At 65.7% G+C, this 25031-nt stretch carries 27 protein-coding genes; 9 read left to right on the top strand and 18 right to left on the bottom strand.

Annotation, left to right across the window (positions count from 1 at the left end; all coding sequences use genetic code 11):
• Positions 1 to 295 precede the first annotated feature (295 nt).
• Both serA and KAJ83_RS18295 read left to right on the top strand, forming a co-directional pair.
• The gene (gene serA / locus KAJ83_RS18300; RefSeq protein WP_210683562.1) at positions 296 to 1546 is read left to right on the top strand and encodes a phosphoglycerate dehydrogenase; all 1251 of its coding nucleotides are present in this window, start codon (positions 296 to 298) and stop codon (positions 1544 to 1546) included.
• Positions 1547 to 1586: 40 nt separating this feature from the next.
• Positions 1587 to 2567: an aldo/keto reductase gene (locus KAJ83_RS18295; protein WP_210683561.1), complete on the top strand. Its 981-nt coding sequence runs from the start codon at positions 1587 to 1589 to the stop codon at positions 2565 to 2567.
• Positions 2568 to 2569: 2 nt separating this feature from the next.
• On the opposite strand, the gene KAJ83_RS18290 is transcribed toward KAJ83_RS18295, so the two are convergent.
• Genes KAJ83_RS18290 through KAJ83_RS18280 form a run of 3 tightly spaced genes read right to left on the bottom strand, consistent with a single transcriptional unit; the run spans position 2570 to position 4361 of the window.
• Positions 2570 to 3007: a DUF6691 family protein gene (locus KAJ83_RS18290; RefSeq protein ID WP_210683560.1), complete on the bottom strand. Its 438-nt coding sequence runs from the start codon at positions 3005 to 3007 to the stop codon at positions 2570 to 2572.
• Between the two features lie 3 nt (positions 3008 to 3010).
• Positions 3011 to 3460, bottom strand: a complete 450-nt coding sequence (locus KAJ83_RS18285; RefSeq protein ID WP_210683559.1) for a YeeE/YedE family protein — start codon at positions 3458 to 3460, stop codon at positions 3011 to 3013.
• A gap of 40 nt (positions 3461 to 3500) precedes the next feature.
• Entirely contained in the window at positions 3501 to 4361 is an 861-nt protein-coding gene (locus tag KAJ83_RS18280) for an MBL fold metallo-hydrolase (protein WP_210683558.1), read from the bottom strand.
• A gap of 254 nt (positions 4362 to 4615) precedes the next feature.
• Between KAJ83_RS18280 and KAJ83_RS18275 the strand changes: the two genes are divergently transcribed.
• A complete protein-coding gene (locus KAJ83_RS18275) occupies positions 4616 to 5017 on the top strand; it encodes a winged helix-turn-helix domain-containing protein (RefSeq protein ID WP_246484877.1) in 402 nt (133 codons plus the stop codon).
• Positions 5018 to 5043: 26 nt separating this feature from the next.
• On the opposite strand, the gene htpG is transcribed toward KAJ83_RS18275, so the two are convergent.
• The 4 genes from htpG to KAJ83_RS18255 all read right to left on the bottom strand — a co-directional run bounded on the left by htpG (position 5044) and on the right by KAJ83_RS18255 (position 11183).
• Positions 5044 to 6981 (bottom strand): molecular chaperone HtpG, encoded by a 1938-nt coding sequence (gene htpG, locus KAJ83_RS18270; RefSeq protein WP_210683557.1) that lies wholly within the window; start codon positions 6979 to 6981, stop codon positions 5044 to 5046.
• Positions 6982 to 7125: 144 nt separating this feature from the next.
• A complete protein-coding gene (locus KAJ83_RS18265) occupies positions 7126 to 8868 on the bottom strand; it encodes a M48 family metalloprotease (protein WP_210683556.1) in 1743 nt (580 codons plus the stop codon).
• Positions 8869 to 8964: 96 nt separating this feature from the next.
• On the bottom strand, positions 8965 to 9291 hold the full coding sequence (locus KAJ83_RS18260; protein ID WP_210683555.1) for a hypothetical protein: 327 nt from the start codon (positions 9289 to 9291) through the stop codon (positions 8965 to 8967).
• Positions 9292 to 9509: 218 nt separating this feature from the next.
• Positions 9510 to 11183 (bottom strand): CHASE2 domain-containing protein, encoded by a 1674-nt coding sequence (locus KAJ83_RS18255; protein ID WP_210683554.1) that lies wholly within the window; start codon positions 11181 to 11183, stop codon positions 9510 to 9512.
• A 148-nt stretch (positions 11184 to 11331) separates the two neighbouring features.
• Here KAJ83_RS18255 and KAJ83_RS18250 point away from each other — a divergent pair, with 148 nt between their 5' ends.
• Entirely contained in the window at positions 11332 to 12261 is a 930-nt protein-coding gene (locus KAJ83_RS18250) for an MBL fold metallo-hydrolase (protein ID WP_210683553.1), read from the top strand.
• 189 nt (positions 12262 to 12450) lie between these two features.
• Entirely contained in the window at positions 12451 to 12765 is a 315-nt protein-coding gene (locus tag KAJ83_RS18245; RefSeq protein WP_210683552.1) for a hypothetical protein, read from the top strand.
• Positions 12766 to 12803: 38 nt separating this feature from the next.
• On the opposite strand, the gene KAJ83_RS18240 is transcribed toward KAJ83_RS18245, so the two are convergent.
• Complete coding sequence (locus KAJ83_RS18240) at positions 12804 to 13934, bottom strand: methyltransferase (RefSeq protein WP_210683551.1); 1131 nt, start codon at positions 13932 to 13934, stop codon at positions 12804 to 12806.
• Between the two features lie 164 nt (positions 13935 to 14098).
• Between KAJ83_RS18240 and KAJ83_RS18235 the strand changes: the two genes are divergently transcribed.
• The gene (locus KAJ83_RS18235) at positions 14099 to 14629 is read left to right on the top strand and encodes an NUDIX hydrolase (RefSeq protein ID WP_210683550.1); all 531 of its coding nucleotides are present in this window, start codon (positions 14099 to 14101) and stop codon (positions 14627 to 14629) included.
• Here KAJ83_RS18235 and KAJ83_RS18230 read toward each other — a convergent pair.
• Positions 14623 to 15231, bottom strand: a complete 609-nt coding sequence (locus KAJ83_RS18230) for a septation protein A (RefSeq protein WP_210683549.1) — start codon at positions 15229 to 15231, stop codon at positions 14623 to 14625. The genes KAJ83_RS18235 and KAJ83_RS18230 overlap by 7 nt on opposite strands.
• 114 nt (positions 15232 to 15345) lie before the next feature.
• Here KAJ83_RS18230 and KAJ83_RS18225 point away from each other — a divergent pair, with 114 nt between their 5' ends.
• Entirely contained in the window at positions 15346 to 15630 is a 285-nt protein-coding gene (locus KAJ83_RS18225) for a hypothetical protein (protein WP_210683548.1), read from the top strand.
• A gap of 206 nt (positions 15631 to 15836) precedes the next feature.
• The gene (locus KAJ83_RS18220; RefSeq protein ID WP_210683547.1) at positions 15837 to 16946 is read left to right on the top strand and encodes a response regulator; all 1110 of its coding nucleotides are present in this window, start codon (positions 15837 to 15839) and stop codon (positions 16944 to 16946) included.
• A 9-nt stretch (positions 16947 to 16955) separates the two neighbouring features.
• Here KAJ83_RS18220 and ftsY read toward each other — a convergent pair whose 3' ends face one another.
• The 9 genes from ftsY to ffh form a co-directional block, all read right to left on the bottom strand.
• Positions 16956 to 17885 carry a signal recognition particle-docking protein FtsY gene (gene ftsY, locus KAJ83_RS18215; RefSeq protein ID WP_210683546.1) on the bottom strand — a complete coding sequence of 310 codons (930 nt, stop codon included), beginning with the start codon at positions 17883 to 17885 and terminating at the stop codon, positions 16956 to 16958.
• Positions 17886 to 18013: 128 nt separating this feature from the next.
• A complete protein-coding gene (leuD, locus tag KAJ83_RS18210; protein WP_210683545.1) occupies positions 18014 to 18637 on the bottom strand; it encodes a 3-isopropylmalate dehydratase small subunit in 624 nt (207 codons plus the stop codon).
• Between the two features lie 17 nt (positions 18638 to 18654).
• Positions 18655 to 18837: a hypothetical protein gene (locus KAJ83_RS18205; protein ID WP_210683544.1), complete on the bottom strand. Its 183-nt coding sequence runs from the start codon at positions 18835 to 18837 to the stop codon at positions 18655 to 18657.
• Positions 18834 to 20243 carry a 3-isopropylmalate dehydratase large subunit gene (gene leuC, locus KAJ83_RS18200; RefSeq protein WP_210683543.1) on the bottom strand — a complete coding sequence of 470 codons (1410 nt, stop codon included), beginning with the start codon at positions 20241 to 20243 and terminating at the stop codon, positions 18834 to 18836. Before leuC ends, KAJ83_RS18205 begins: the two co-directional genes overlap by 4 nt.
• Positions 20244 to 20347: 104 nt before the next feature.
• On the bottom strand, positions 20348 to 20791 hold the full coding sequence (gene rplS, locus KAJ83_RS18195; protein ID WP_210683542.1) for a 50S ribosomal protein L19: 444 nt from the start codon (positions 20789 to 20791) through the stop codon (positions 20348 to 20350).
• 52 nt (positions 20792 to 20843) lie between these two features.
• Positions 20844 to 21584 (bottom strand): tRNA (guanosine(37)-N1)-methyltransferase TrmD, encoded by a 741-nt coding sequence (gene trmD, locus KAJ83_RS18190; protein ID WP_210683541.1) that lies wholly within the window; start codon positions 21582 to 21584, stop codon positions 20844 to 20846.
• Complete coding sequence (gene rimM / locus KAJ83_RS18185; RefSeq protein ID WP_210683540.1) at positions 21581 to 22186, bottom strand: ribosome maturation factor RimM; 606 nt, start codon at positions 22184 to 22186, stop codon at positions 21581 to 21583. Before rimM ends, trmD begins: the two co-directional genes overlap by 4 nt.
• A 68-nt stretch (positions 22187 to 22254) precedes the next feature.
• The gene (gene rpsP, locus KAJ83_RS18180; protein WP_210683539.1) at positions 22255 to 22659 is read right to left on the bottom strand and encodes a 30S ribosomal protein S16; all 405 of its coding nucleotides are present in this window, start codon (positions 22657 to 22659) and stop codon (positions 22255 to 22257) included.
• A 68-nt stretch (positions 22660 to 22727) separates the two neighbouring features.
• Positions 22728 to 24122 carry a signal recognition particle protein gene (gene ffh / locus KAJ83_RS18175; protein WP_210683538.1) on the bottom strand — a complete coding sequence of 465 codons (1395 nt, stop codon included), beginning with the start codon at positions 24120 to 24122 and terminating at the stop codon, positions 22728 to 22730.
• A 379-nt stretch (positions 24123 to 24501) separates the two neighbouring features.
• On the opposite strand from ffh, the gene KAJ83_RS18170 reads away from it, so the two are divergent.
• Positions 24502 to 24936 (top strand): helix-turn-helix domain-containing protein, encoded by a 435-nt coding sequence (locus KAJ83_RS18170; protein WP_246484876.1) that lies wholly within the window; start codon positions 24502 to 24504, stop codon positions 24934 to 24936.
• Positions 24937 to 25031 lie beyond the last annotated feature (95 nt).

Genomic DNA, 25031 nt, shown 5'->3' with positions numbered 1-25031 from the left:
CATGTCGTTGTGCGGTTCGTTCTCGTCTTTCCCCGCTTAGCCTCCTTGAAGCCTAGCAGCCGCAAGGAGTGCGGAAAACCCGCGCAACGGAAAAAAAGCCGAAACGTTCTCATTGCCGAACGTTCCCGATATCCCCCGACAATCCGCGACGAACCGGCGCATCCCCGGGATAGGACGGGGGCGTGGCTGGACATTCCGCCGTCGTCGTGAAACAAGCCACGGGCAATGGTCCGCGCCCCCGCGGCGCCCTTCACCCTGCTTTCATTCTTTCCGAAAACCGAGGGGACCCGTTCCCATGTCGAAGATCGCCAACCCGTCCGTTCCCAAGCACGAACTGAAGTTCCTGCTGCTCGAAGGCATCGCCAACACGGCGGTGGAGCAACTCGCCGCCAACGGATACCGCAATGTCGAGCATCTTAAGACCGCCCTGGACGAGGAAGCGTTGATCGAGGCGCTGCAGGATGTGCGCTTCCTCGGCGTGCGCTCGCGCAGCAAGGTGACGCGACGGGTGATTGAATCCTGCCCTCGACTGGCCGCCATCGGCTGTTTCTCCGTCGGGACCAATCAGGTCGACCTGGAAGCCGCGCATCATCTTGGGATTCCGGTCTTCAACGCCCCTTTCTCGAACACCCGAAGCGTCGCCGAGCTTACAATCGCGGAGACCGTGATGCTGATGCGCCGCACCTTCCCGCGCGCCCAGGCGGCGCATGAGGGACGCTGGGACAAATCGGCCACCGGCAGCTTCGAGGTGCGCGGCAAGACCCTCGGCATCGTCGGATACGGCAATATCGGCAGCCAGCTTGCCGTTCTGGCCGAATCCATGGGCATGCGCGTCGTCTATTACGATCACACCGACCGCCTGCGCCACGGCAATGCGGAGCCGATGGAAAGCCTCGACGCGCTGCTGGAACGCGCGGATGTCGTGACCTTGCATGTCCCCGCGACGGCCGCGACGGAAATGATGATCGGCGCGGAGCAGATCGCGCGCATGCGCCCGGGCAGCTATCTCATCAACAATGCGCGCGGCACGGTCGTCGATATCGACGCGCTGGCCGCCGCGCTGCGGGACGGTCATCTGGCCGGCGCGGCGATCGACGTCTTCCCGAAGGAGCCGGGCTCCAACAAGGAAAGCTTCGAGAGCGCGTTGCGCGGCCTCGACAACGTGATCCTGACCCCGCATGTCGGCGGCTCCACCGAGGAGGCGCAGGAGCGCATAGGCGACGAGGTGGCGCGCAAGCTGATCGATTATTCCGATGTCGGCACCACGGTCGGCGCGGTCAATTTCCCGGAAGTACAGCTTCCCCGCCACCCCGCCGGCACGCGCTTCATCCAGGTGCAGCGCAACGTACCGGGGGAGTTGGGCCGCATGAACGAGATCTTCGCGCGCAACGGCGCCAACATCGCCGGCCAGTATTACCAGACCCAGGGCGAAATCGGTTATGTTGTCCTGGATTCCGATGGCAGCATGGACCCGGAGACGGCGGACGAACTGGTGCGCCAGCTTCGCGCGCTGACCGGCACGATCCGCGCGCGGGTGCTGCTCTGACGCCGCCCCGCAAGGGGGCCGAGAGGGAAAGGAACGACCGATGGAGATGCGTTGGCTGGGCCGCACGGGTGTGCAGGTGTCCCAACTCTGCTACGGCACCATGTCCTTCGGCGGGGACGCCGACGCGGCCGAGGCCGGCCGTCTTTATGCCGCCTGCCGCGAGGCGGGGATCAATTTCTTCGATTGCGCCGACACCTATAACGGCGGCGCGGCGGAGGAGATCCTGGGACGGCTGATCGCGCATGAACGCGACGCGATCGTCCTGACTTCGAAGCTCGCCATGCCGGTCGGCAAGGAGGGGGTCGATATCAATGCCCGCGGCCTCAACCGCCGGCACATCGCCCGCGCGGTGGAGGCGAGCCTGAAGCGTCTCGACACGGACCGGCTCGACGTCCTGTTCCTGCATCGCTGGGACCAGGACACGCCGTTGGAGGAAACGCTGCGGGCGCTGGAGCAGTTGGTGCGCGACGGCAAGGTGCTCTATCTCGGCGCCAGCAACTTCGCCGCCTGGCAGATCGCCAAGGCGCTCGGCATCCAGGCGGCGCGGGGGTGGGCGCGCCTCGACGTGATCCAGCCGATGTACAATCTGGTGAAACGCCAGGCGGAGGTGGAAATCCTGCCGCTGGCCGAGGCCGAGGGGCTGGGCGTCATCAGCTACGGCCCGAACGGCGGCGGTCTCCTGACCGGGAAATACCGCCGCGACGGCAAGCCGGAGGGCACGCGCCTCGTCACCAACGGGGAATACGCCAAGCGCTATGACGAAGCCTGGTACTATGACGTGGCCGAGGCCTTCACCGCCTTCGCCGATGCGCGCGGCGTGCATCCTGTCAGCCTCGCCGTCGCCTGGGCGGGCTTCCATCCCGGCATCACCTGCCCGATCGTCGGCGCGCGGTCGGTCGAGCAACTGCGCCCCTCGCTCGCCTCCGTCTCGGTCGGCATGGATGAAGGATTGTGGCGGGAGATCGCCGCCCTATCCCGCACGCCGCCGCCCGCGACCGACCGGTTGGAGGAACAGCGCTGACGCTACTTCCCCCCGGCCAATAGGCGGAACAGAAGGAACCCTGCGACCATCGCGGCAACGAAGATGAAAACGGGGGCAAGGCCACTGGACAGGGCGGCCAAGGCCGGCCCCGGACAGAACCCGACGAGCCCCCATCCAGCGCCGAACAGCACCGCGCCGAGAAGGAGGCGCCGGTCGATATCCCGGCGGCTGGGCCATTCGAACCGATCCGCCAGCAGCGGCGCCCCCCGCCGGCGCATCAACGCGAAACCCGGCAGCGTCACCAGCAACGCGCCGCCCATGACAAAGCCAAGTGTCGGGTCCCAGACGCCCGCCCCCACAAGGCGCCCGACATCCAGGAAGCCGATCACCCGGGCCGGATCCATCATACCGGAAAGCGCGAGCCCCAGCCCGAAGAGCAACCCGGCGCCCGCCCCCGCGAGAATGCGCTGAATCCGCATCGCCTATCCTCCGAATCCGGCGGCCGGGCCGAGCACCCGGCGCGTGACCAGGACGACGGCGAGCGCGACCGCGAAGAAGGTCGCGACCGCGGCGAGGGACCGGGGGCTCAACCGCGCCAGCCCGCAGACACCGTGCCCGCTGGTGCAGCCGCTTCCCAGCCGCGTCCCGAACCCGACGAGCAACCCGCCGAGAATCAGCCAGGGCCACCCCACATCGAGGCGCACGGCCACCGCCTCCCCACCGCGCAAGACCGCATGGAGCAAGGGGCCGGCAACCAGCCCGGCGACAAAGGCCAGCCGCCAGCCGAACCCATCGCGCCGCCCCTCGACCAGCGCGCCGGCGATGCCGCTGATACCGGCGATCCGTCCCATCAGGGCCAGCAGCGCGAGCGCCGAGAGGCCGATCAACGCGCCACCGAGGGCGCCCGAAATCCAATCCGCGTAAGGTGTCATGGCATCGTCCTTCCAAGGCCCGGATGGGGCGGCGCGGGGGTCAGAACCGATCGATCGGGATTTTCAGATAGACGGTCCCGTTATCCTCCGCCGGCGGGAAGTCACCGGCGCGCATATTAACCTGAATGGCGGGCAGCAGAAGCGCCGGCACGGCCAGCGTGGCGTCGCGCTCCTCGCGCAGGCGCACGAATTCGGCCTCGTCGATCCCGTCGCGCGCCTGACGGTTCTGCGCCCGCTGGGCGCCGACGGTCGTTTCCCATTCATAAGCCCGTCCACCGGGCGCGTAATCGTGACAGAGCAGCAGCCGCATCCCGTCGCCCAACGTGAAAAGCCGCCTGATCGAGCGGTACAGCATGGCCGCATCCCCGCCCGGAAAGTCGCAGCGCGCCGTCCCGTGATCCGGCATGAAGAGCGTATCGCCGACGAACGCCGCCCCGCCGATCACATAGGTGACGCAGGCCGGCGTATGGCCGGGCGTGTGCAGGACGCGGATGTCCATGCCACCGACGGAAAGGTGGTCCTCGTCCTCGAACAGCCGGTCGAATTGCCGGCCGTCCGGCTCGAAATCATCGCCGGCGTTGAAGAGCGTGGCGAAGATCGCCTGTACCTCGGTGATCCGCGCGCCGATCCCGATCCGCGCGCCCAGCCGCTGCTTGAGATAAGGGGCGGCCGTCAGGTGATCGGCATGGGCGTGGGTTTCCAGTATCCAATCGACCTGAAGGCCGAGCGCCTCGACCCGCGCGATCACGCGGTCGGCCGATGCACGGCCCGTCCGCCCCGACGCCGCGTCATAGTCGAGCACGGGGTCGATCACCACCGCCCGCCCGCTTCCCGGATCGTGGGCCAAATGCGTGGCGGTGTTGGTTGCCTCATCGAAGAAGGTCTCGATTTCCGGCGTCATCGCGCACTCCTTCACTCACGGTGCCCCGTCAAGGGAACGTCCGAACGAGACGAATAGCAAGCAATACGCGATGTGGTACGACGCCGCGCCACCGGCCCGACGCCACCGGCCCGACGCCCGCCCTCTCGCCAAGTCCCGGGCGCCTGGGGTAGGGATGGAAGGGTGGGGACGAAGCGTCCCGAACGAAACAACGGGAGAGCGGTCATGATGAGAAACCGACGGCACGCCACGCGACCGTCTCGGTGGCGGACACGATGGCGGGCGACGACGGTGGATACGGCATGAGCCGGCGCTCACCCCGCCCGCCCGGCGCGCGCCTGCGCCTCGACCTGGGGAACGGCATCGCCATCGGGCCGGGCAAGGCGGACATCCTGGAGGGTATCCGGGAAACCGGCTCCATCGCGGCATCGGGCCGCCGGCTGCGGATGAGCTATAAGCGCGCCTGGAGCCTGGTCGAGGCGATGAACGCCGCCTTCCGCGAGCCGCTGGTGGAGACGCGGCGCGGCGGCTCGGCCCAAGGCGGCGCCGCGCTGACCCCAATGGGAGACCGGGTGCTCGACACCTTCCGCCGGATGGAAACCAGGACCGAGGCCGCTATCGCGGACGATATGGCGGCGCTGCGCGCCTGCCTGCCGGATATCACCCCCGGGGCCTGACGACCGCCGCGCGAGAAGGCCGCCGCCTAGCCGATCGCCTTCGCCATCACCTCAGACAGGCGCCGGGCGAAGGCCGAGGGATCGCTCGGCTGCTCTCCTTCCACGATCAGCGCCTGATCGTAGAGGAGTTCCGCCGCCTCCCCGATATCGCCGGTGCCGTCGGCACCGGCCTTCGACGCCAGCGCCTTGATCAGCGGATGGTCGGGATTGAGTTCGAGGATGCGCGGGCTCGCCTGATCCAACTGCTTATGCTGGCGCAGCATGCGCTCCAGATGGATGTCCATGCCGCTTTCATCCGCGACGAGGCAGACGGCCGAATTGGTCAGCCGGTCGGAGGCGCGTACCTCCTTCACCGTCTCGCCCAGCTTCAGCTTGAGCGCGATGGCGAGGCCCTCGACCGCGCCATCCTTGCTTTCCTCCGCCTTGTCCTCGTCCTTCTCCGCGTCCGGCGCATCGTCCGCCTTGATGTCGGACAGGTCGGCGCCGGCCCGGGTGACCGACTTGAAGGCATGGCCCTTGTATTCCCCGCAGGCGGGAATCCAGAACTCGTCGACCGGATCGGTCATCAGCAGGACCTCGACGCCCTTCTTCGCGAAGCCCTCGATCTGCGGACTCTTGCGAAGCTTATCCGCGTCATCGCCGGCGATGTAGTAGATCGCCTTCTGACCGTCCTTCATGCGCGCGATATAGTCGTCGAGACTGGTCAACCCATCCGCCGTGGTGGAGGCGAAGCGGGTCAGCGGAAACAGGCTCTCCCGGTCGGCCGCGCTCTCATAGAGACCTTCCTTGAGGACAAGGCCGAAGTTCTCCCAGAATTTAGTATAGGTTTCCGGCTCCTTCTCCGCCTTCTTGGCAAGCTCGCCCAGCACGCGCTTGACCAGCCCGGAGCGGATCTTCGCCACCACCGGATTGTTCTGCAGCATCTCGCGGCTGATGTTGAGCGGCAGGTCCTCGCTGTCGATCACGCCCCGCAGGAAGCGCAGCCAGCTCGGCAACAGCTCGTCGCATTCCTCGGTGATGAAGACCCGCTTCACATAGAGCTTCACCTTCGACATCCGTTCCGGGTTGAACAGATCGAAGGGCCGCTCCGTCGGCACGAAGACGAGGCCGGTATATTCGATCACGCCTTCCGCGCGGAAGTGAAGCGTCATCCAAGGCTCGTCGAAGCCGTGGCTGACATGCTTGTAGAAGGCGCTGTATTGCGCGTCGTCGATCTCCGACTTCGGCCGGGTCCACAGGGCCGACCCCTCATTGACCTGCGCGGGCGTTTCCTCCGCGCTTTCCGCCTCGTCCTTCTCGTCGCCCGCGATGGCAAGGCGGATCGGGAAGGGGATATGGTCGGAATAGGTCTTGATGATCCGTTCCAGGCGCATGCGCTCCAGGAACTCGTCCGCATCCTCCTTCAGATGAAGGGTGATGCGCGTGCCGCGCGTCGCCTTCTCGGCCGGCTCGATGGTGAATTGACTCTTGCCGTCGCTGGTCCAGTGCCAGGCCTCTTCCTCGCCGGCGCGGCGCGCGGTGACGCTCACCTCGTCGGCCACCATGAAGGCGGAATAGAAGCCCACGCCGAACTGACCGATCAGGCTGACATCCTTCTTCTTGTCGCCGGTCAACCGGTCCACGAAGGCGGAGGTGCCCGAGCGCGCGATGGTCCCCAGATTGTCGACCAGATCGTCCCGGTTCATGCCCACGCCGTTATCGGCGATGGTGATCGTGCGCGCCACCTTGTCGGCCGTCACCGTGATGGCGTAGTCGTTGTCGCCGGCGGCAAGCTCGGGCGTCTCGATCGCCAGATAACGCAGCTTGTCGCACGCGTCGGCGGCGTTGGAGATCAATTCGCGCAGGAAAATCTCGCGCTCGGAATAAAGCGCGTTCGCGACGATATCCAGCAGGCGGCCAACCTCCGCCTGGAAGCCCATGGTTTCGCTCTGGCCCGCGCCCGTCGTTTTCGATTCGGCAGCCATGTTCTCGCCGTCTCCTCCAATCGTTCCGGCTCTATCGGATAGCCTCGGGGAATACCTGGACCGGCATATAGATAGACCCACGGCGCATCGCAAGCCATGCGCCGGGCGGATTGGCCAGGGAAATTGTCGAACAATACCCGCGCGTCAGGTGCCGGTCAGGGACTGCATGAAGCTCTGTATGCTTCCCCCGCCGGTAGCACCGCCACCGGTGGGTACGCTGCCGCCACTCTCCAGAAGGGCGGGTGCCGCATCCTTGTTCTTGTTGAAGCCCGGACCTTTCCCGCGCGCGACCTCCCGGCAAGCAATCGTGGTGGTCACAGTGCCCTGAAGCTGACAGGCATCAAATGTGCGTTGTGCCTGCTCCCTGTCGCCGCTGAGCAATTCCACGGCGATCTTGTTGGGATACCAAGCCTGTTCGTCCGGATAGTTAAGGACCGCGGCGCGCACGGCCTCGCCAGCCTCACCAATCTTCCCGCTATCCAGTCGCCGGTTCACGAGTTCGATAAGGGTCTTCAACGGGGTGTCGTCCCCCATCTCACCGACCACTAATTCAAGATTATCGATGGCGGTCTCGTCCTCGCCCTCGTGCTCGCGCAGTTCGGCGAAGCGTTCGCGTAGGAACGCGTCCTCCTGCCCCGTCCTGCCGAGAGCCGCACGCGCTTCCCGGAAGGTGCGCGCGAAGCCAGAGGCGAAAATGGGCTTCGCCGGCTCTCCCGTTTCCGTGACGGGATATTCCGTCTCCTCGGAAAGGGCGATCGCCTTCAGGGTGCTGGTATAGGCCGCCTCCCAGGTCCGGAACCGGGAATCGGTGGAGAGATCGCGCAGCATCCTGTCACTGGATTTTACGAAACGCGGTACATAGGCGCGCGTCACTTCCCGATACTGCTTCTCGTCATAGAGGGACAACTGCTCCAAGCGCTCGTTCTGGCTTGGATGGTCCTTGCCGAAAACTTCTTTACTCATTTGTTGGAATAAAGCGAACCCGGCGTCAGAAGCGCGGCTGACAAGATTTCCCTTATCGAGGCCACCTTGCAGAGTCTGCGCGGCAATCGACTGGAATTCCTCCGAATTGAAGAAGGGGATGCGCCCCACCACGTCATCGACATCCTTAATCAGACGGATCGCGTTGGAGGAATCGCGCGGGTTGAACCCGGCGGCGGCCATGAGATCATGGGCGAGAAGATCGGCCTCATATTCTTGGGATCGCCCCCAGGTCCTCAACAGCGAGGCCTCGCTGACGGCGAGCGCGATGTTCGGGGCGCGCATATTGCGCTCCAGATCCTCGCTGTCGCGGTCGTCATCCACCTTGTTACGCGCCAACAAACCCACACGCGCCATCTGCGCGAGCTTGAGCATGTCCTGTTCGGTTTCGATGTCGCCGAAATGATCCATCAGGATATGGGCGTACTCATGCGCGATCAGGAAGGCCAAATGATCGTCCTTGAGGCCTTCGGCCTCCCAACCGATTCCATCCTTGCCCAGCACCGTTCCGAAGGTGACGAAGATCGCCCCGCTCCGCTCCGCCCTGGCGGCGAACCCCATACCGGGCTCGATATAGACCCGTGCCGCCGGCGGGTCGCCCGGAAGCGTCGCCTGCAATCGTTGCAGGATATCGTTCAGCGATTCCTCCATGGCGGGAACTGAGATCGTGCCATAATGGTCGCGATAGGCAACCTCGCTCCCCACGCCGGGAGGCAGAAGATCGGGCGCGCGCCGCCGATCTTCCGGCGCCGGGAATGAATCCGGCGGCAGGCCTTGCCCTTCGAGGTACTGGTCGACGATCCGGGAACTGATATCGACACTGTCGGCGAAGGGATTCATCGAATCGATCGTATCGCTGCCCGTCTGACAGCCGGCGAGCATCAGGACGCCGACTCCGGTCGCCATGGCACGTGCCAACACGGCGCCCCGCGAACGGGAAACGCGAAATCTTCCAATCATTATGCCCCCCTCAAAAATAGATATCGCGGCCGCGCCCCACCCTTACATGCACAGTTTGCTTCCGGATCCGGCGGTGCTGCGCACTCCCGCCCCCGCGACGGAGGACCCGGTAGGACATTTCAAGGGTTCGGTATTGGTCTGAACGACCAACGGGTCGATGAAGTAGAGTACATCGCCGACCACCAACGGCAGCATGCCGTAATCGTTCACATCCGTCTTCGCATAGGATTGCGGGAAAACATTGGCCGCTTCCGGCGAGCCCTGCTTGAGCGAGCCGGCAGGCTCCGCATCGACGGTATATAGGCGAATCTCGGGCTTGCTCATCGCCGCGATGGTGATCCGTTCCTCGGCCAGGGCCGTCACGGTCATCCAGGCGAACAGCGTTATCGACGCCCCGGGCAGTATGGCGCAGAATCCTTTAATTTTTCTCAAGTCCCCCTCCGACGAAAACCCCTGCCAGCCAATCGCGGGCTCTCCACACACGTGCAGTATATATAAAATTGCACGGAACATGAAGACGTAACGCGCTTCTAAACGACGTCCTGCACGGGCGGTCGGTCCCCCTTCGGCAGGTTTCGGCGCATGCCTCAATCCCTTGAATCGAAAACCCTGCGGTCGAGTTTCCTGGCGACCCAGCGGACACAATGGAACAACCCGCTGGACTGCAGCACCCCGATCACCCCGCTCGCGGCGAGAAGCCCGATGAAGTTCGCCGGTGCGAACTGGCCGATGAAGGAAACGCTGATCCCGGCAACAGCGATCAGGAGGCTCAATCCAACCGCCCGAAAGAACAGGAAGAGATCCGTCCTGTCGGCCTGCCAGGGCTCCGCCGCCTGCTCGACATATGTGTCGTCCCGCGTCTCCTTCCGACGAACCGCAAAGAAGGCGAGTATCGCGAGAAGCACGAGCTCGATTGCCCGGCTCCATCCCTCCGACAAGCGGGTCGCATAGCCTTTCGGGCCCATCGTCAGAAGGTTATCGAGCGCCATCGCATGGACATAGACTCCCGGAATCGGTCCCTGCACCGGGGAGAAGGCGAGGTCCGGCGTCTGGCTCAGATTGCCGCCATAAAGCACCAGCCGGCCCCGCAAGTCGTCCCGATAGGCATCCGGTGGCGTACCGATATGCATCGGCAACTGCGCGGGAATTTCGAGAATCGGCGGGCAATACAGGGCATTCGCTTCATCCCGACCGCGCGCGCCGGACACCAAGGACCCCACCAGCAATTCCACACTTTTCAGGACGGGAAGAATGCCCCCTGCGACCCCCGTCATCCCGCACCGTGTCTCGCACCCCACCATGCCGTCCCGATAGTCGGGTTGCCGGGGAGACATCCAATAGCCCCACCGTAAATACATCTTACCCAGAAAATCGTCCGGATCGGGCGGTTCTATCGCTTGCGCCGCCGGCACACCGCGGAAAACGCGGTATAGCGCGACCGCCGGCGTGGCAACATCGTCGTCGCCTTCTTCACTCTCCTTCGTGTCCCCGGCTTTTTCCGCGAACGACAGGGCGAGCGGATACCCGCCGTGATAGTCGCTGACCCGTCCAGCGGTGACGAAGCGCGTTGGCAGCGCCCTTCCGAACAGACCGAGCCGACCGATCAATGGCGTGTCGAGTTCATCCGCATGCGCGAAGAAAAGCGGAAAAGTCCCGGCCCGGAAATGCCCCGGCGGTAGATCGAGCGCCCCCGACGCGATCTGGCTCTCGCATTCATGGGCCCCGGATAAGCGCCCGGGTGCAATGCCCCCGGGCGGTGCTTCGGCAAGGCGCTCCCACGGCGATGCCTCCTCCGTCCCCTCGACCCCGAAGAAATTGAGAAGGACGCGTTCCAGGTGCCGAACTTCCCCTTCCCTATGGACGCGCAAAAAGCGGAAATCGATGAAAAGCGCACGGGGGCAGCTCTTCAACACGCGGTCGAGCAGAATCCCATGATTCTTATAAGGAATTGGCCAAGGTAGTTCGAGTTGCTCTGTCGTGCTTTTATCCAGCATGACGACGGTGACGGCACTCCCCTCGCCCCGTTCATCCGGGGGATGGAGCCAAGCCGCGTCACGGCCGTCGTTCCAGACCGGCGTCCCGCTCTCGTAGAAGGGGGAGAACGCGAGTTGGATGATCCGCTCGGAATAATAATCGGTGATACGGTCGAAACCGAACGGGTCGAGGGTGAAGAGCGCGAAGCCGCCGAGAAAATAGAACAGGAAGCGTCCCACGACCCGCGTCCGCGCACGCATCCCCCACCCGGCATCATCATCCGCCATGACTGGAGAGCCCCCTCGATCCAACCGGCACCCGCAAGGATGCCGTCAACACCCGGCATGCTGTCAAGGCAGTGGAACGAACAACCAGGACATATCGACCGGCGCGATCGGCTCGCATGACCCTGCCATGTAGGGTATGAGGAGGGTCATGACGGCGATATCCTTCAACAAACGCTTCGAGCCCCGATATGGCGAATGCGTCACCGTCGCGCCCGGGATCCGGCGTGTCGTGGCCGAGAATCCGGGGCCCTTCACCTTCCACGGGACCGGTACCTATATCCTGGGCGAAGGGCATGTGGCGGTGATCGATCCGGGGCCGGACCTGCCGGCGCATATCGCGGCGCTGGACCGGGCGCTGGCCGGGGAGACGATAGAGGCGATCCTGATCACCCACACCCACCGCGACCATGTGCCGGCGGCGCGCCCCCTGCAGGCGCTGCGCGGCGGCCCCGGGCATTGCCCGATTTACGGCCATGGCCCGCACGGCGGATCGCGCGGGGCCGACGCGGTGGAGGAAGGCGCGGATCACGGCTTTGACCCGGATATCCGGATCGGCGACGGCGCGGTCGTCACCGGTACCGGCTGGTCGGTGGAGGCGGTGCACACGCCGGGCCATACCTCCAACCATCTCTGTTTCAGCTATCGCGAGGCGGTGGAGCCCGAAGGGGCCTTCTTCAGCGGCGATCACGTCATGGGGTGGTCCACCAGCGTGATCTCCCCGCCCGACGGGGACATGGCGGATTATCTGGCCGCGCTGGACAAGCTGCTCGCCCGGCCGGAGACCCGCTACTACCCCACGCACGGCGCGCCGATCGACGACGCGCACGCCCATGTCGCGGGTTTCATCGCCCATCGCCGGGACCGGGAGGCGCAGATCCTCGCCACGATCGCGGAAGGGCGGGAGACGGTCCCGGCCATGGTCGATCGCATCTATACCGACATCCCGCCTGGCCTGAAACCCGCGGCCGGCCGGTCGGTCCTGGCGCATCTGGAAATGTTGGTCGCCGATGGCCGCGTCGTTAGCGATACCGGCACGGCGACGGCGGGCGCGCGCTATCGCCCCGGTCCATCACGATGACATAGAACGGCCCGCGATCCGGACCAAAAGTCGGTATCCTCAAACATGCAGCAGCCCAAAAATAATCCTTTCGCATTAAGCACGCGGTAAGGAATACCGAGGTAAGAACGCCCCGGACGAAATCGCCCGCCCGTGACGCCCCGACATCGGTCGGGGTCCCCCGTGGCGGGCCTGGTGGAGCGCACCGACGTGATTCTCGAAGCGAACAATCCGGCGCAGGCGGGCCTCGCCGCCCAGACCGCCGCCCTTCAGCGCGAAACGCAGGCGCAGCGCGCCTCCCTCGCCCAGCCTTCCGCCCCGGAGCGCGCGGAGACCGGTCCGCGCTCGCGCCCCGATCGCGCCGAGGTGACCGGCCCCGTTCAAACCCGTCAGGCGGTCGAGGCGACGGAAACGCGCGACCAGCGGGTCGCGTCCGACCGTGCCGCCACCCGCCCCGAGCAGCCCGAGGGCGCGCCGCCGCCGCGTGAGAGCGGCCGCGGCCAACTCCTCGACATCTACGCTTGATCCCCGCCGGCGCCGCCATCGGCGCCGGCCGTTTCCGACTATCCGGGTTTCCGCGCGAGGACGACGAGACCGTCCACCGGCTCGCCATATTCATAGCGCAGGATATCCTTCTCCGCGCTTAGCGTCTCGAAGCCGGCGGCTTCCAATGTCCGGGCGACATAGGCCCGGGCATGCTTGTAACGGCCGCTGGGATCGAGGCGATATTCACTGCGCCCCGCCTTCCCCAGGCGCTCCACCGTGAAGGCGACATGCCCCCCCGGATGCAGCGCGTGGAAGAACCCGACGAAGGCCTTGTCCAGCGCCCCGAAATAACACAGCACATCGGCCGCCGTGATCAGGTGATAGGCGGGTTTTCCGTCGCTCAGGAAATCGATCAGTTCCGCGCGCTCCAGGCGGTCGTAGAGCGCCTTCGCCTTGGCGTTGGCCAACATCTTGCGCGACAGGTCGACACCGACCAGCGTCGCCGCGTAGGGACGCAGATGCGGCCCCGCGAGGCCCGTGCCGCAGCCCGCATCCAGGACCGAAAGCGCCTTCGAAGGCGCCGGCAGATGCGCCGCGATCAGCGTGTTGAGCAGTTCCGGCGCCTTATAGGAAAGCTCCGCGATCTTCTCGTCGAAATTCGGCGCATAATCGTCGAAGACATCCGCGACATAGGCGGCGTTGGCGACACTCGGCCGCTTCTTGCCGGAGACGGCGGCGCCGATATGCCGGGCGTCGGGATTGTCCGGGAACCGCTTCAGCCAGTCCGAGGCGACGCGACGGGCATCCTCCGGATCGACCTTCTGATGATATTCATAGAGCGCCTTGCCCAGGTTCGAATGGGAGACAAGGTCGCCGCCGTCACGCTCGATCGCGCGGGCCAGGGCATCGACCGCGTCGCGCGCCCGGCCGAGTTCGTAATAGGCGAGGCCCAGATTGGTATATTCCGCGAAATCCGCGTCGCCGCGCAGGCTTCGTGCCCGACCCAGCATCTCGGCCGCGACCTCGTAATCGTCCTGCTGCACGGCGATCTCGCCCCGCCATTCCAGCGCGTCGATATGGTCCGGATCGTGCGCCAGGACCCGGTCATAAGCATCCGCCGCCGCCTCCAGGGCCCCCTGGCGGTAATGGTCCTCCGCCTCCTCCAGGATGGCGGCGATCATGTCGCGCCCCGTCTTCGCTTTCGCCATATGAGCCTTTCCCCCATGCCACGCACGCCGGCCACGCGGGCCGGCCGCGCGCCGTCTTAATGCACGCCCGACCTTGCCGGGCGCAAGCCCTTGCCCCATCCTTCCGCGTCATGAACCAGGGCAACGACAGAGCCGGCCCGACAGCCGGCGAGGCACGCGACAATATGGGCGGCGGCGACTGGCTACGCCACGTTCCGGCGGGCGACAACCGCGAGCGGCTGGTCTGTCCCGATTGCGGCTTCGTCAATTATCAGAACCCAAAGATCGTCGTCGGCAGCGTGGCGAGCCACGAGGGGCGCATCCTGCTCTGCCGCCGGTCGATCAATCCCAGGCGCGGCTTCTGGACCCTGCCGGCCGGCTATCTGGAGAATCACGAGACGGTCGAGGACGGCGCCCGGCGCGAGGCGGCGGAGGAGGCGCTGGCACGGCTGACGATCGACGCCCTGCTCGCCGTCTACAACATCCCCCGCATAAGCCAGGTGCAATTGATCCATCGCGCCCGGATCGACAATCCGGACGGCATCGGCGCGGGCGAGGAAACGGAGGCGGTCGGCCTTTTCGATTGGGCCGACATCCCGTGGGACGACCTCGCCTTCCCCTCCGTCCGGTGGGCATTGGAGCATTGGCGCGCGGTGGCCGAAGCGACCCGGTTCGCCCCCTTCACCAACCCGCCGGGAGAAACCGGCGATTATTGAGCGTCCCGCCCCCCCTGGCCGTCGTCCTCGCCGGTCCGGTGCGTGCCGTGGCGGCTGATGAAGGGCACTTGGCTCATCACGAACAGAAAGGTCAGGCCGAGGATACCCGCGACCTTGAAGGTCACCCAGAAATCGGTCGATTGCGTGCGCCAGACGGCCTCGTTCACACCGGCCATGACGATGAAGAACAGCCCGAAGCGCAGGCTGAGTTGCCGCCAGGCATGATCCGGCATGGCGATCCCGCCGCCCATCACCTTCTTCAGCGGCAGCCGGTTCACCGCCAGCGCGCCCAACAGCACCGCCGCGAACAACAGCTGGACGATGGTGGGCTTCATCTTGATGAAGATTTCGTCGTCGAGAAGGATCGTGAGCCCGCCGAAGACCGTGACGATCACCGCCGTCACCACCGGCATCCAGGGCAATTTGCGGGTCAACCAAACGGACAGGGCGACCGCCACCAACGTCGCGCCGATCACCACCTTCGTGGCCATCATCAGCCCGTCCAGCCAATAGGCGATGACGAACAGGATCAACGGCCCGTACTCGCTGGCCGGCCCGACCCATTTCGGCGCGGCGCGTTCGCCGTCCCTCGATTCCGTCATCCGCTCCCGTCTCCGATAGCTGCTTTCCGATCCGTTCCACGCTTATAACGGTCGCTCCCCGCCCAAGAAACCGCCGATTGCCCACGCGTTGCGAAGCGGATAGTATTTTTACCCATGAGTGATCCGTCAGGCTTCCCTTCCGGCTCGGGCCGGCTCGAACCCCGCGCGCAATCCAATGCCGGGCGGATCGCGCCGGGTCCCGCGCCGACACGCCCGTCACTCACCGACGCCGCGGACAAGGGCCCCGGCGCGGGCAGACGCGGAGGGGGGGGCCGACGCGACCCGTTCGATATCGACGGGGCGATGGCCCGGCTCAAGACCCTTCTTGCATTCGATGGGGGGCGCGGCCCCCGCGACGGCGTGCCGCGTCGCGGCTTCTATCTCAACATCCTGTCCTGAATCGCGCGCGGCTCCGCTTTCGGCGAGAGCGGCGGCGGACGATGGCACGACGACCGGAGGGCATTTTATTTTGCCATGCGCGCCACCAAGGATGATTCACCCGCCATTAATTCTCGTATAGGATAAGAAGAAATAACGAGATCGGCGGACCGATGATCTCATGCCGATACTGCCAGTATCCAAGAATAAGTAGAGGTTGATTGGCGATGGCACGTCTCGATTTTTCCCGACTCTCGGTATTGCTGGTCGAGGACAGCGCCTTCATGCGCAGTCTGTTCATCAATGTGCTGCGCGCGCTGGGGGTCGATCGGATCACGATCGCGGAGGACGGTGAACAGGCGATCCGCATCCTGAAGCCCGTGCAGAAAACGAAGTCGGGCCAGATGGTCGGGCATACCGGCATCGACGTCGTCATTTGCGATTACTTCATGCCGACGGTCGACGGCGCGATGGTGCTACGCTGGATCCGGCGCAGCGAGAATTCGCCGGACCGCTTCCTGCCCTTCCTGATGGTTTCCGCCGCCGCCGACATGGAGACACTGGTCAAGGCGCGGGACAACGGCATCGACGAGTTCCTGGCCAAGCCCTTCTCGGCCGAGATGTTGGCGTCCCGTCTCATCGCGCTGATCGAGCGCCCGCGTCAGACCATCTTCGCGCCCACCTATTTCGGCCCCGACCGCCGGCGCCGCGCGAAGCCGGTCGAGACCGATCGTCGCATCAACACCGAGGACGACGTGGAGATCGTGCATTCCGCGAAGGACGTGGCGTCACTCAAGAATTCTAGCAAGAAAATCTGGTATTTCCGTCTGCCGCGCAGCTTGCGGGCAAAACTCGCGACCGGCACGCCTGGGCCGGACGAACCGGCCTTCGACCCGGCCGTCCTGGAGGCGGCGGAAGCCAAGATCCAATCGATGGAAGGCGACTACAGCGATTGGGTGGCCGAGACGCTGGAACATTTGACGCAGGAACAGAACCGCGCGATCGAGGATATGGAGAACGCCTCGGTTCATGTCTCCGAGATCCGCCGCATCGCGCATGAATTGCGCGGCCAGGGCGGCATTTTCGGCTATCCGCTGATGACCCAGTTCGGCAAATCGCTCTATGAGCATACGGGCGAGGACATGGAGATCACGCCGTCGCTTCTCGACCTGATCAAGGCCCATATCGACCTGATCAAGGTGGTCACCAAGGAGAAGATCAAGGGCGATGGCGGGGAGACCGGCAAGGAGCTTCTGACCAGCCTGTCCGAAGCCAAGAGCAAGTTCGCCAACGTCCGCACGACCGGCAACCGCGCGGCCAAGACTCCCACCGGATAGATCGCCCGCCTATTCGAGGCCCATCAACCCGCGCGCATAATCCTCCGCCTTGAAGGGGCGCAGATCCTCCGCCGTCTCGCCGACGCCGACCGCATGAACCGGCAGACCGAACGTCTCCGCCAGCGCGATCAGCACCCCCGCCTTGGCGGTGCCGTCCAGCTTCGTCACCACCAGGCCGGTGATCGAGACCAGTTCCCGGAAGACCTGTACCTGCTGCAACGCGTTCTGGCCGACCGTCGCGTCGAGCACCATGACGATGTCGTGCGGCGTGGTCTCGTCGAGCTTGCGCAACACCCGGACGATCTTCGAAAGCTCGTCCATCAGATCCTTCTTGTTGTGCAGACGCCCGGCCGTGTCGATCAGCAGCACGTCGGTTCCGGCTTCCCGCGCCTGCTTATAGGCGTCGAAGGCAAGGCCCGCCGCATCGGCGCCGGAATCACGCGCGACGACGGGCGCGCCGACCCGCTCGCCCCAGATGCGGAGCTGTTCGATCGCCGCCGCGCGGAAAGTATCGCCGGCGCAGAGCATGACCGACTTTCCCTGTCCACGCAGTTGGTGGGCGAGCTTTCCGATGGTCGTCGTCTTGCCCGACCCGTTGACGCCCACGACCAGCACGACATGCGGGCGCTTGGTCGGATCGTTCCCGGCCTCCAGCGGTTTCGCGGTGGGCGCCAGGATATCGGTGATGGAGGCGGCGAAGGCCTCGCGCACCTCCTCGCCGGACACTTCCTTCTCGAACCGCGTCCGGGCGAGTTCCGCCGTCAGCTTGGCCGCCGTCGCCGGCCCCAGATCGGCGGTGATCAGCAGATCCTCCAGATCCTCCAGCGCCTCCTCGTCGAGGCGCCGGCGGCCGGTGAATATGCCCTGCACCCCGTCGGTAAGCCGGGAGGAGGTCTTCGCCAAGCCCTGCTTCAGCCGTTGGAACCAGCGGAGTGCCATATCCTCAATCGCTCCCTTCCGACATGCTTGGATCGCGCCGACACGCCTTCCCTTACCGGTCCCGAAGGCGGATGGAAAGGCGGCGCGCGATCGCGGACGGACGCGGAAGGTCTTTTGGGCCGTTCGGCCTATTCGGCGGCGGCCGGGGTCAGCCAGGGTTTGTCGCTCTGGCAGCTCTTCTCGAAGGCGTCGATCTTGTCGTCCTTCTGCAGCGTCAGCCCGATATCGTCGAGACCATTCAGCAGGCAATGCTTGCGGAAGGGGTCGATCTCGAACGCAATCTCCTCGCCGTCCGGATCGACGACCACCTGCCGCTCCAGGTCGATCGACCATTGGGCATTGTGGCCGCGATCGCACTTGCCCATCAGGGCACGGATCGTCTCCTCCGGCAGGCGGATCGGCAGGATGCCGTTCTTGAAGCAGTTGTTATAGAAGATGTCGGCGAAACTCGGCGCCAGCACGCAGCGGATACCGAAGTCCAAGAGCGCCCAGGGCGCGTGCTCGCGGCTCGACCCACAGCCGAAATTATCGCCCGCGACCAGGATCGAGGCATGGCGATAGGGCTCTTGGTTCAGGACGAATTCCGGCTTCTCCGTCCCGTCCTCGTTATGCCGCATCTCGTCGAACAGCGCGCGGCCGAGGCCGGTGCGCTGGATCGTCTTCAGATACTGCTTCGGAATGATCATGTCGGTATCGACATTGACCAGATCGAGCGGCGCCGCGATGCCGTTGAGCTGCTTGAAGGGTTGCATGGACTACTCCTCCCGCCTCACCAATTCCCGCGGCGCTTGAACAGCGCATTGATAAAGGCGGGGTGCATCTCCTCGCCCTCGTCGTCATTGGCGGGGATCAGGACGCGCCAGCCCCGCTTCAGGCGTTCGGTGCCGAAAAGGCGCTCAAGCAGGTCGTCCGGCAGGCCACCAGCGGCGGCGTCGAAGGTCGCATCGCTCATTTCAGGAACTCCCGCACGTCGGCCAGCCGGCCCTCGATCGCGGCCGCCGCGGCCATCGCGGGGCTCATCAGGTGGGTGCGCCCGCCGCGCCCCTGGCGCCCCTCGAAATTACGGTTCGAGGTGGAGGCGCAGCGATCACCCGGCGACAGCTTGTCGGCGTTCATGGCAAGGCACATGGAACAGCCCGGCTCGCGCCAATCGAAGCCGGCTTCCTTGAGGATACGGTCCAGCCCCTCGCGCTCCGCCATTTCCTTCACCAGGCCGGAGCCGGGGACGACCATCGCATGGATGCCGTCGGCCACCTTGCGGCCCTTGGCGATCTCGGCGACGGCGCGAATATCCTCGATCCGCCCATTGGTGCAGGAGCCGATGAAGACCTTGTCGATCGCGACGTCGCGCATCGCCGTCCCGGCCTTCAGCGCCATGTAGTCGAGGGAGCGGCGCGCCGCCGACTTCTTCCCATCGCTGGGGAAGCTGTCGGGGTCGGGAATCGTCCCGTCGATCGGCGCCACGTCTTCCGGGCTGGTGCCCCAGGTGACCTGCGGCGGAATCTCGTGCACGTCGAGCACGACTTCCTTGTCGTAGGTCGCGCCTTCGTCCGACGGCAGGGTCCGCCAATAGGCGACCGCCTGTTCCCACTGACCACCCTTGGGTGCCATGGGACGGCCTTGCAGATACGCGAAGGTGGTTTCGTCCGGCGCGATCAGGCCGGCGCGCGCACCGCCCTCGATCGTCATGTTGCAGACGGTCATCCGCCCTTCCATGGAGAGCGCCTTGATCGCCGGCCCCGCGAACTCGATCACATGGCCGGTCCCGCCGGCCGTGCCGATCCGCCCGATGATCGCCAGCACCAGATCCTTCGCCGTGATGCCGATCGGCAGATCGCCGTCGACCGTCACGCGCATGTTCTTGGCCGGGCTCTGAACGAGCGTCTGGGTCGCCAGCACATGCTCGACCTCGGAGGTGCCGATCCCGAAGGCGAGCGCGCCGAAGGCCCCGTGCGTCGCGGTATGGCTGTCACCGCACACGATCGTCGTGCCCGGCAGAGTGAAGCCCTGTTCCGGCCCGATGATGTGGACGATGCCCTGGCGGATATCGTCCATGGCGTAGTAGGGCACGCCGAAATCCGCGCAGTTCTTGGCAAGCGTGTCGACCTGAATGCGGCTTTCCTCGTCCTCGATCCCCTTCGACCGATCGCCGGTGGGGACATTGTGGTCCGCCACGGCGAGGGTCTGGTCTGGCCGGCGAACCTTACGGCCCGCGTTGCGCAGCCCCTCGAAGGCCTGCGGGCTCGTCACCTCGTGGACGAGATGCCGGTCGATATAGATCAGGCAGGACCCGTCGTCCTGACGGTCGACCAGGTGCGAATCCCATATCTTATCGAACAGCGTCTTCGGCGCAGTCATCTTTCGTCACGCTCTCTCACCAATGGACGCGCGGGGCCGTTGCCAACCCGACGCTCAACATGCCCGGCGCGGGCGGTCGCCCCGCCCCGCCGGACGACCGACGATCAGCCCTGATCGCCCTCGGCCGCCGCGGGCTGCTCCGCCGGGGCGACATCGCTCGCCGGAATATCGTAAGCGGAGGAGAAGCCGTGGCCGGTCTTGCGCTCGATGATGCGGGCGGACTTGCCGGTGCGGCCGCGCAGGAAATAGAGCTTCGAGCGGCGAACCTTGCCGCGCCGCACGACCTCGATCGAATCGATGCGCGGGCTGTGCAGCGGGAAGACGCGCTCCACGCCCTCGCCATAGCTGATCTTGCGCACGCGGAAGGAGCTGTTCACGCCCGCGTTCTTGCGCCCGATGCACACGCCCTCGAAGGCCTGGATACGCTCGCGGCCGCCTTCGACGACCTTGACGTTGACGCGCAGCGTGTCGCCCGCCTGGAAATCGGGCACGCCCTTGGCGGTCTGCTTCGCGACCTCCTCGGCATTGAGCTGTTCGATGATGTTCATGGCACTCTTCCTTTCCTCTAAAAAGGCGCTATTCCGTGTCGAAGGCAAGACCTCAGCAGGCCGCCCCGTGTTTTGTCGTCTCCATCGCCCGGCCGTCGCGATAGCGCGACCAGAGGTCCGGGCGCCGGCGCTCGGTCGCCCGCTCGGCCTGTTCGCGCCGCCAGGCGGCGATCTTCCCGTGATGGCCGGACAGCAGGGTCTCGGGCACCGGGCGCCCTTCCCAATCCGCCGGCCGGGTATAATGCGGATATTCAAGCAATCCGCGCTCGAAACTTTCCTCCTCCAGTGAGTCCCGGCTGCCCATCACGCCCGGCAACAGCCGCACGCAGGCATCCAGCATCACCAGAGCCGCCGGCTCACCGCCGGACAGGACGAAATCGCCGAGGCTGACCTCCAGCGGCGCGCGCTTGTCGAGGACCCGCTGATCGACCCCCTCGTACCGCCCGCACAGCAGTGTCACCCCGGACCCCGCCGCCCAGTCCGCCGCCATCGCCTGATCGAACGGCCGGCCGCGCGGCGTCAGATAGACCAGCGGTCCCGGACGATCCGCGACCGAGGCGATCGCCGCATCCACCACATCCGCGCGCATCACCATGCCGGCCCCGCCGCCGAAGGGCGTGTCGTCCACGGTATTGTGCCGGTCGGTGGCGAAGTCGCGGATATCGACCGTATCGACCGCCCAATCGCCCCGTTCCAGCGCCTTGCCGGCGATCGAATGGGCGAGCGGCCCCGGAAACATCTCCGGGAACAGCGTCAGCACGGTGGCCGTCCAGGAAGCGGACGCGATGGTCATCGTCCTCCCTCCCCGTCTCTGTCCCCGTCCAGCGGACCGGCCCCCTGCGGTTCCGGATCGCCGACCTCGGCCGGCGGATCGGCGACGAGGCGCCCGGCCATCAAATCGACGCTCGGGACCGCCTCGCGCGTGAAGGGCAGATAGCGGCTTTCCCCGCCCTCCTCCACGATTTCCAACACGTCGCCCGCGCCGAAATCATGGATCGCCCGCACATGGCCGATCGTCCGGCCCGCCTTGTCCTCCACCCGCAAACCCAGCAGGTCGGCATGATAGAAGTCGTCGGCATCTTCCGGTTTCGGCAGATCGGCACGGTCGATATAGAGATCGGTTCCGCGCCACGCATCGGCCGCGTTCCGGTCGGCGACCCCGTCGATACGGGCCAGCAACTGGCCCTTCGACTGCCCGACGATTTCCAGCGCGACGGCCCGGCCGGCCGCGTCGCGCGGCGCGCCATAGGCGGTCAGGTCGGCCGGATCGGCGGTGAAGCTCTTCACGCGCACGAGCCCGCGCACGCCGTGCGCGGCGCCGATCTGTCCGATCAGCAGCCGCGTCGACGTATCCGCTATCTCGCCGTCCGTCACGATCGTCAATCCGTCGGGCATGGTCCGTAACCGGAGTTAGGGGTACCGGGGTTAGGGCCGGAAGTCCGAGACACGCGCGAAGGCGCGGCTCAGCTCTCGGCCGCTTCCTCGGCGGAAGCCTCCTCGGCCGGGGCGGCGGCGGCTTCCTCGGCGGCCTTGCGGGCCTCCTCGGCCTCGCGCATGCGCTCCTGGGCCTTCGCCTTGGGCTGGTTCTTCTTGGTCTGAGCCGTGATGACGGGCTTATCCAGCACGCCGGCCTCGGCCAGGAAGCGGTGTACCCGCGGGCTCGGCTGCGCGCCGACGGACAGCCAATGCTTCGCGCGATCCAGGTCGATCTTCACCCGCTCGTCATTGTCGGCGTCAACCATCGGATTGTGGAAGCCGATCTTCTCGATATAGCGGCCATCGCGCGGCATGCGGCTGTCCGCCACCACGATACGGTAGAAAGGGCGCTTCTTCGCGCCGCCGCGGGCCATACGGATCTTCAAGCTCATCGTCTAACTCCAACGCTGTGATCGTTGATCGGTTCGAAACGGGTGGCAGGGCGGACCCTTGACTATCCCTAGCGCGGGCCGCCGAAACCGGGGGGAAGCCCGCCGGGCGGCATGCCGCCGCCCATACCGGGAAGGGTCGGCATGCCGCCCTTCTTCCCCATCTTGGTGAACTGCTTCATCATCTTGGCCATCTGCTGGTGCTGCTTGAGCACCTTGTTGACCTCCTGCACCGAGGTGCCGGACCCTGCCGCGATGCGTAACTTGCGCGACGCGTGCAGCATCTTGGGATTGCCGCGCTCCTTCGGCGTCATCGACTGGATGATCGCCTCCTGACGCTTCAGCATCTTCTCGTCGATATTGGCGGCGGCGAGTTGCTTCTTCATCTTGCCGATGCCGGGCAACATGCCCATCAGCCCTTCCATGCCGCCCATCTTGCGCATCTGTTCGAGCTGCTTGCGCATATCGTCCAGGTCGAACTGACCCTTCTGCATGCGCTTGGCGATGCGCTCGGCCTCTTCCTGCTCGATCGTCTCGGAGGCCTTCTCGACCAGCGAGACGATGTCGCCCATGCCGAGGATGCGGCTGGCGATGCTGTCGGCGCGGAAGACCTCAAGCGCCTCCGACTTCTCGCCGGTGCCGAGGAATTTGATCGGGCAGCCGGTCACTTGGCGCATGCTGAGCGCCGCGCCCCCGCGCGCATCACCGTCGACGCGGGTCAGCAGCACGCCGGTCAGACCGATGCGCTTGGTGAAGCTCTCCGCCACGTTGACGGCGTCCTGGCCGGTCATGGCGTCCACGACCAGCATGATCTCCGACGGGTTGGCGGCGGCCTTGACCGCGGCCACCTCGTCCATCAGCGCCTCGTCCACATGCAGCCGGCCGGCGGTGTCGAGGATAACCACGTCATATCCGGACAGGCGCCCCGCCTGCATCGCGCGCTTGGCGATATCGACCGGGCCCTGGCCCTTCACGATCGGCAGGGTAGCGACGTCGATCTGCTCGCCCAGGACCTTGAGCTGCTCCTGCGCGGCCGGGCGGTTGACATCGAGGGACGCCATCAGGACCTTCTTGCGGTCCTTCTCCTTCAGGCGGCGGGCCAGCTTGGCGGTGGAGGTCGTCTTGCCGGAGCCCTGGAGCCCGACCATCATCAGCGCCTGCGGCGGCTCGCCGAGGAGGCGGAGTTTCTGCTCCTCCTCCTCCGCGCCCAGCATCGCGACCAGTTCGTCATGGACGATCTTGACCACCTGCTGGCCGGGCGTGACGGATTTCAGGACCTTCTCGCCGACCGCTTCCTTCTTCACGCGGCCGATGAAGTCCTTGACGACAGGCAGCGCGACGTCGGCCTCCAGCAAGGCCACGCGCACGTCGCGCATCGCCGCCTCGACGTCGCTTTCCTTCAGCGCGCCGCGCGACGTCAGCCCTTCCAGGGCCTTGCCGAGCCTATCCGACAGCGTCTCGAACATGTCCGTCCGTCGTTCCCTTGTTTCTCGCCCCGGTTTCTCGCCCATACTTCGTGGGGCGAACACCGTGGGCCAAACCCAATCGAAAGGCATTCCGAAGGGGGCAAACGCGTATCGCGCCAGTGCGCGAAACTCGCGGACTGGCGGAGCCCCTTGGGGCCAAGGCCTTCGGAAATGCCTGATTTATCGCGCGGGTTCTAGGCGCGCCCGTCTCCGGCGTCAAGCCGTTTCGCGCGGGATCAAGCGGCGAGAGCGGGATCACCGCCCCATGATGTTGATCGTTTCATCTACCAAAAGTAATAATAAGCAATAGCATCAATTATCAATTGCAGCTCCGGCATCCGGGTGGCAGAGTGCGCCCGGTCACGACCGGAGGTGCCCCTTGCAGAACCCGCCCATCGGAAGGCGCGATACCGCGCCCATCGACAAGGCCGACCGGAAACCGACCTGGGTCGACACCCATGTCGGCGGGCGGCTGCGCGAACGCCGCCGCCAATTACGGATGACGCAGGTCGATCTGGGCGCGGCGATCGGGCTGAGCTTCAAGCAAATTCGTAAATATGAACAAGGACGAAACCGCATCGGCGCCGCGACGCTTTTCCGGTTGGCGCGCGCGTTGGAGGTCGGCGTGGAGTATTTCTTCGACGGATTGGACGATCCCCGGGGGATGACCGACTTGCCGCATCGCGAGGGGCGCGAACTCGCCCGGCATTTCCAGGCCATCGCCACACCGCGCCGTCGCCGGGCCTTCCTACGGCTGGTCAAGGCGATCGCCGACAGCCCCGCCCTGCAGGCACGGTGGCGGGACGCGGGCTGAACCCACCCGGCGGCCCAACCCTTCTTCCACCGAACGGCTTTGCGTTCCGGGGGGCTTTTCCCATATAAAGCGCGCGCATTGGGCATCCTCGATCC

The organism is Marivibrio halodurans (assembly GCF_017963645.1).
GTDB classification, from domain to species: Bacteria; Pseudomonadota; Alphaproteobacteria; order UBA8366; family Aestuariispiraceae; genus Marivibrio; species Marivibrio halodurans.
This window is presented reverse-complemented; position numbering and strand designations above follow the sequence as displayed.

Coding starts and splice junctions, on each gene's coding strand:
- serA (WP_210683562.1), top strand. CDS start 296: ATGTCGAAGATCGCCAACCCGTCCGTTCCCAAGCACGAACTGAAGTTC.
- KAJ83_RS18295 (WP_210683561.1), top strand. CDS start 1,587: ATGGAGATGCGTTGGCTGGGCCGCACGGGTGTGCAGGTGTCCCAACTC.
- KAJ83_RS18290 (WP_210683560.1), bottom strand. CDS start 3,007: ATGCGGATTCAGCGCATTCTCGCGGGGGCGGGCGCCGGGTTGCTCTTC.
- KAJ83_RS18285 (WP_210683559.1), bottom strand. CDS start 3,460: ATGACACCTTACGCGGATTGGATTTCGGGCGCCCTCGGTGGCGCGTTG.
- KAJ83_RS18280 (WP_210683558.1), bottom strand. CDS start 4,361: ATGACGCCGGAAATCGAGACCTTCTTCGATGAGGCAACCAACACCGCC.
- KAJ83_RS18275 (WP_246484877.1), top strand. CDS start 4,616: ATGGCGGGCGACGACGGTGGATACGGCATGAGCCGGCGCTCACCCCGC.
- htpG (WP_210683557.1), bottom strand. CDS start 6,981: ATGGCTGCCGAATCGAAAACGACGGGCGCGGGCCAGAGCGAAACCATG.
- KAJ83_RS18265 (WP_210683556.1), bottom strand. CDS start 8,868: ATGGCGACCGGAGTCGGCGTCCTGATGCTCGCCGGCTGTCAGACGGGC.
- KAJ83_RS18260 (WP_210683555.1), bottom strand. CDS start 9,291: ATGACCGTGACGGCCCTGGCCGAGGAACGGATCACCATCGCGGCGATG.
- KAJ83_RS18255 (WP_210683554.1), bottom strand. CDS start 11,183: ATGGCGGATGATGATGCCGGGTGGGGGATGCGTGCGCGGACGCGGGTC.
- KAJ83_RS18250 (WP_210683553.1), top strand. CDS start 11,332: ATGACGGCGATATCCTTCAACAAACGCTTCGAGCCCCGATATGGCGAA.
- KAJ83_RS18240 (WP_210683551.1), bottom strand. CDS start 13,934: ATGGCGAAAGCGAAGACGGGGCGCGACATGATCGCCGCCATCCTGGAG.
- KAJ83_RS18235 (WP_210683550.1), top strand. CDS start 14,099: ATGGGCGGCGGCGACTGGCTACGCCACGTTCCGGCGGGCGACAACCGC.
- KAJ83_RS18230 (WP_210683549.1), bottom strand. CDS start 15,231: ATGACGGAATCGAGGGACGGCGAACGCGCCGCGCCGAAATGGGTCGGG.
- KAJ83_RS18225 (WP_210683548.1), top strand. CDS start 15,346: ATGAGTGATCCGTCAGGCTTCCCTTCCGGCTCGGGCCGGCTCGAACCC.
- KAJ83_RS18220 (WP_210683547.1), top strand. CDS start 15,837: ATGGCACGTCTCGATTTTTCCCGACTCTCGGTATTGCTGGTCGAGGAC.
- ftsY (WP_210683546.1), bottom strand. CDS start 17,885: ATGGCACTCCGCTGGTTCCAACGGCTGAAGCAGGGCTTGGCGAAGACC.
- leuD (WP_210683545.1), bottom strand. CDS start 18,637: ATGCAACCCTTCAAGCAGCTCAACGGCATCGCGGCGCCGCTCGATCTG.
- KAJ83_RS18205 (WP_210683544.1), bottom strand. CDS start 18,837: ATGAGCGATGCGACCTTCGACGCCGCCGCTGGTGGCCTGCCGGACGAC.
- leuC (WP_210683543.1), bottom strand. CDS start 20,243: ATGACTGCGCCGAAGACGCTGTTCGATAAGATATGGGATTCGCACCTG.
- rplS (WP_210683542.1), bottom strand. CDS start 20,791: ATGAACATCATCGAACAGCTCAATGCCGAGGAGGTCGCGAAGCAGACC.
- trmD (WP_210683541.1), bottom strand. CDS start 21,584: ATGACCATCGCGTCCGCTTCCTGGACGGCCACCGTGCTGACGCTGTTC.
- rimM (WP_210683540.1), bottom strand. CDS start 22,186: ATGCCCGACGGATTGACGATCGTGACGGACGGCGAGATAGCGGATACG.
- rpsP (WP_210683539.1), bottom strand. CDS start 22,659: ATGAGCTTGAAGATCCGTATGGCCCGCGGCGGCGCGAAGAAGCGCCCT.
- ffh (WP_210683538.1), bottom strand. CDS start 24,122: ATGTTCGAGACGCTGTCGGATAGGCTCGGCAAGGCCCTGGAAGGGCTG.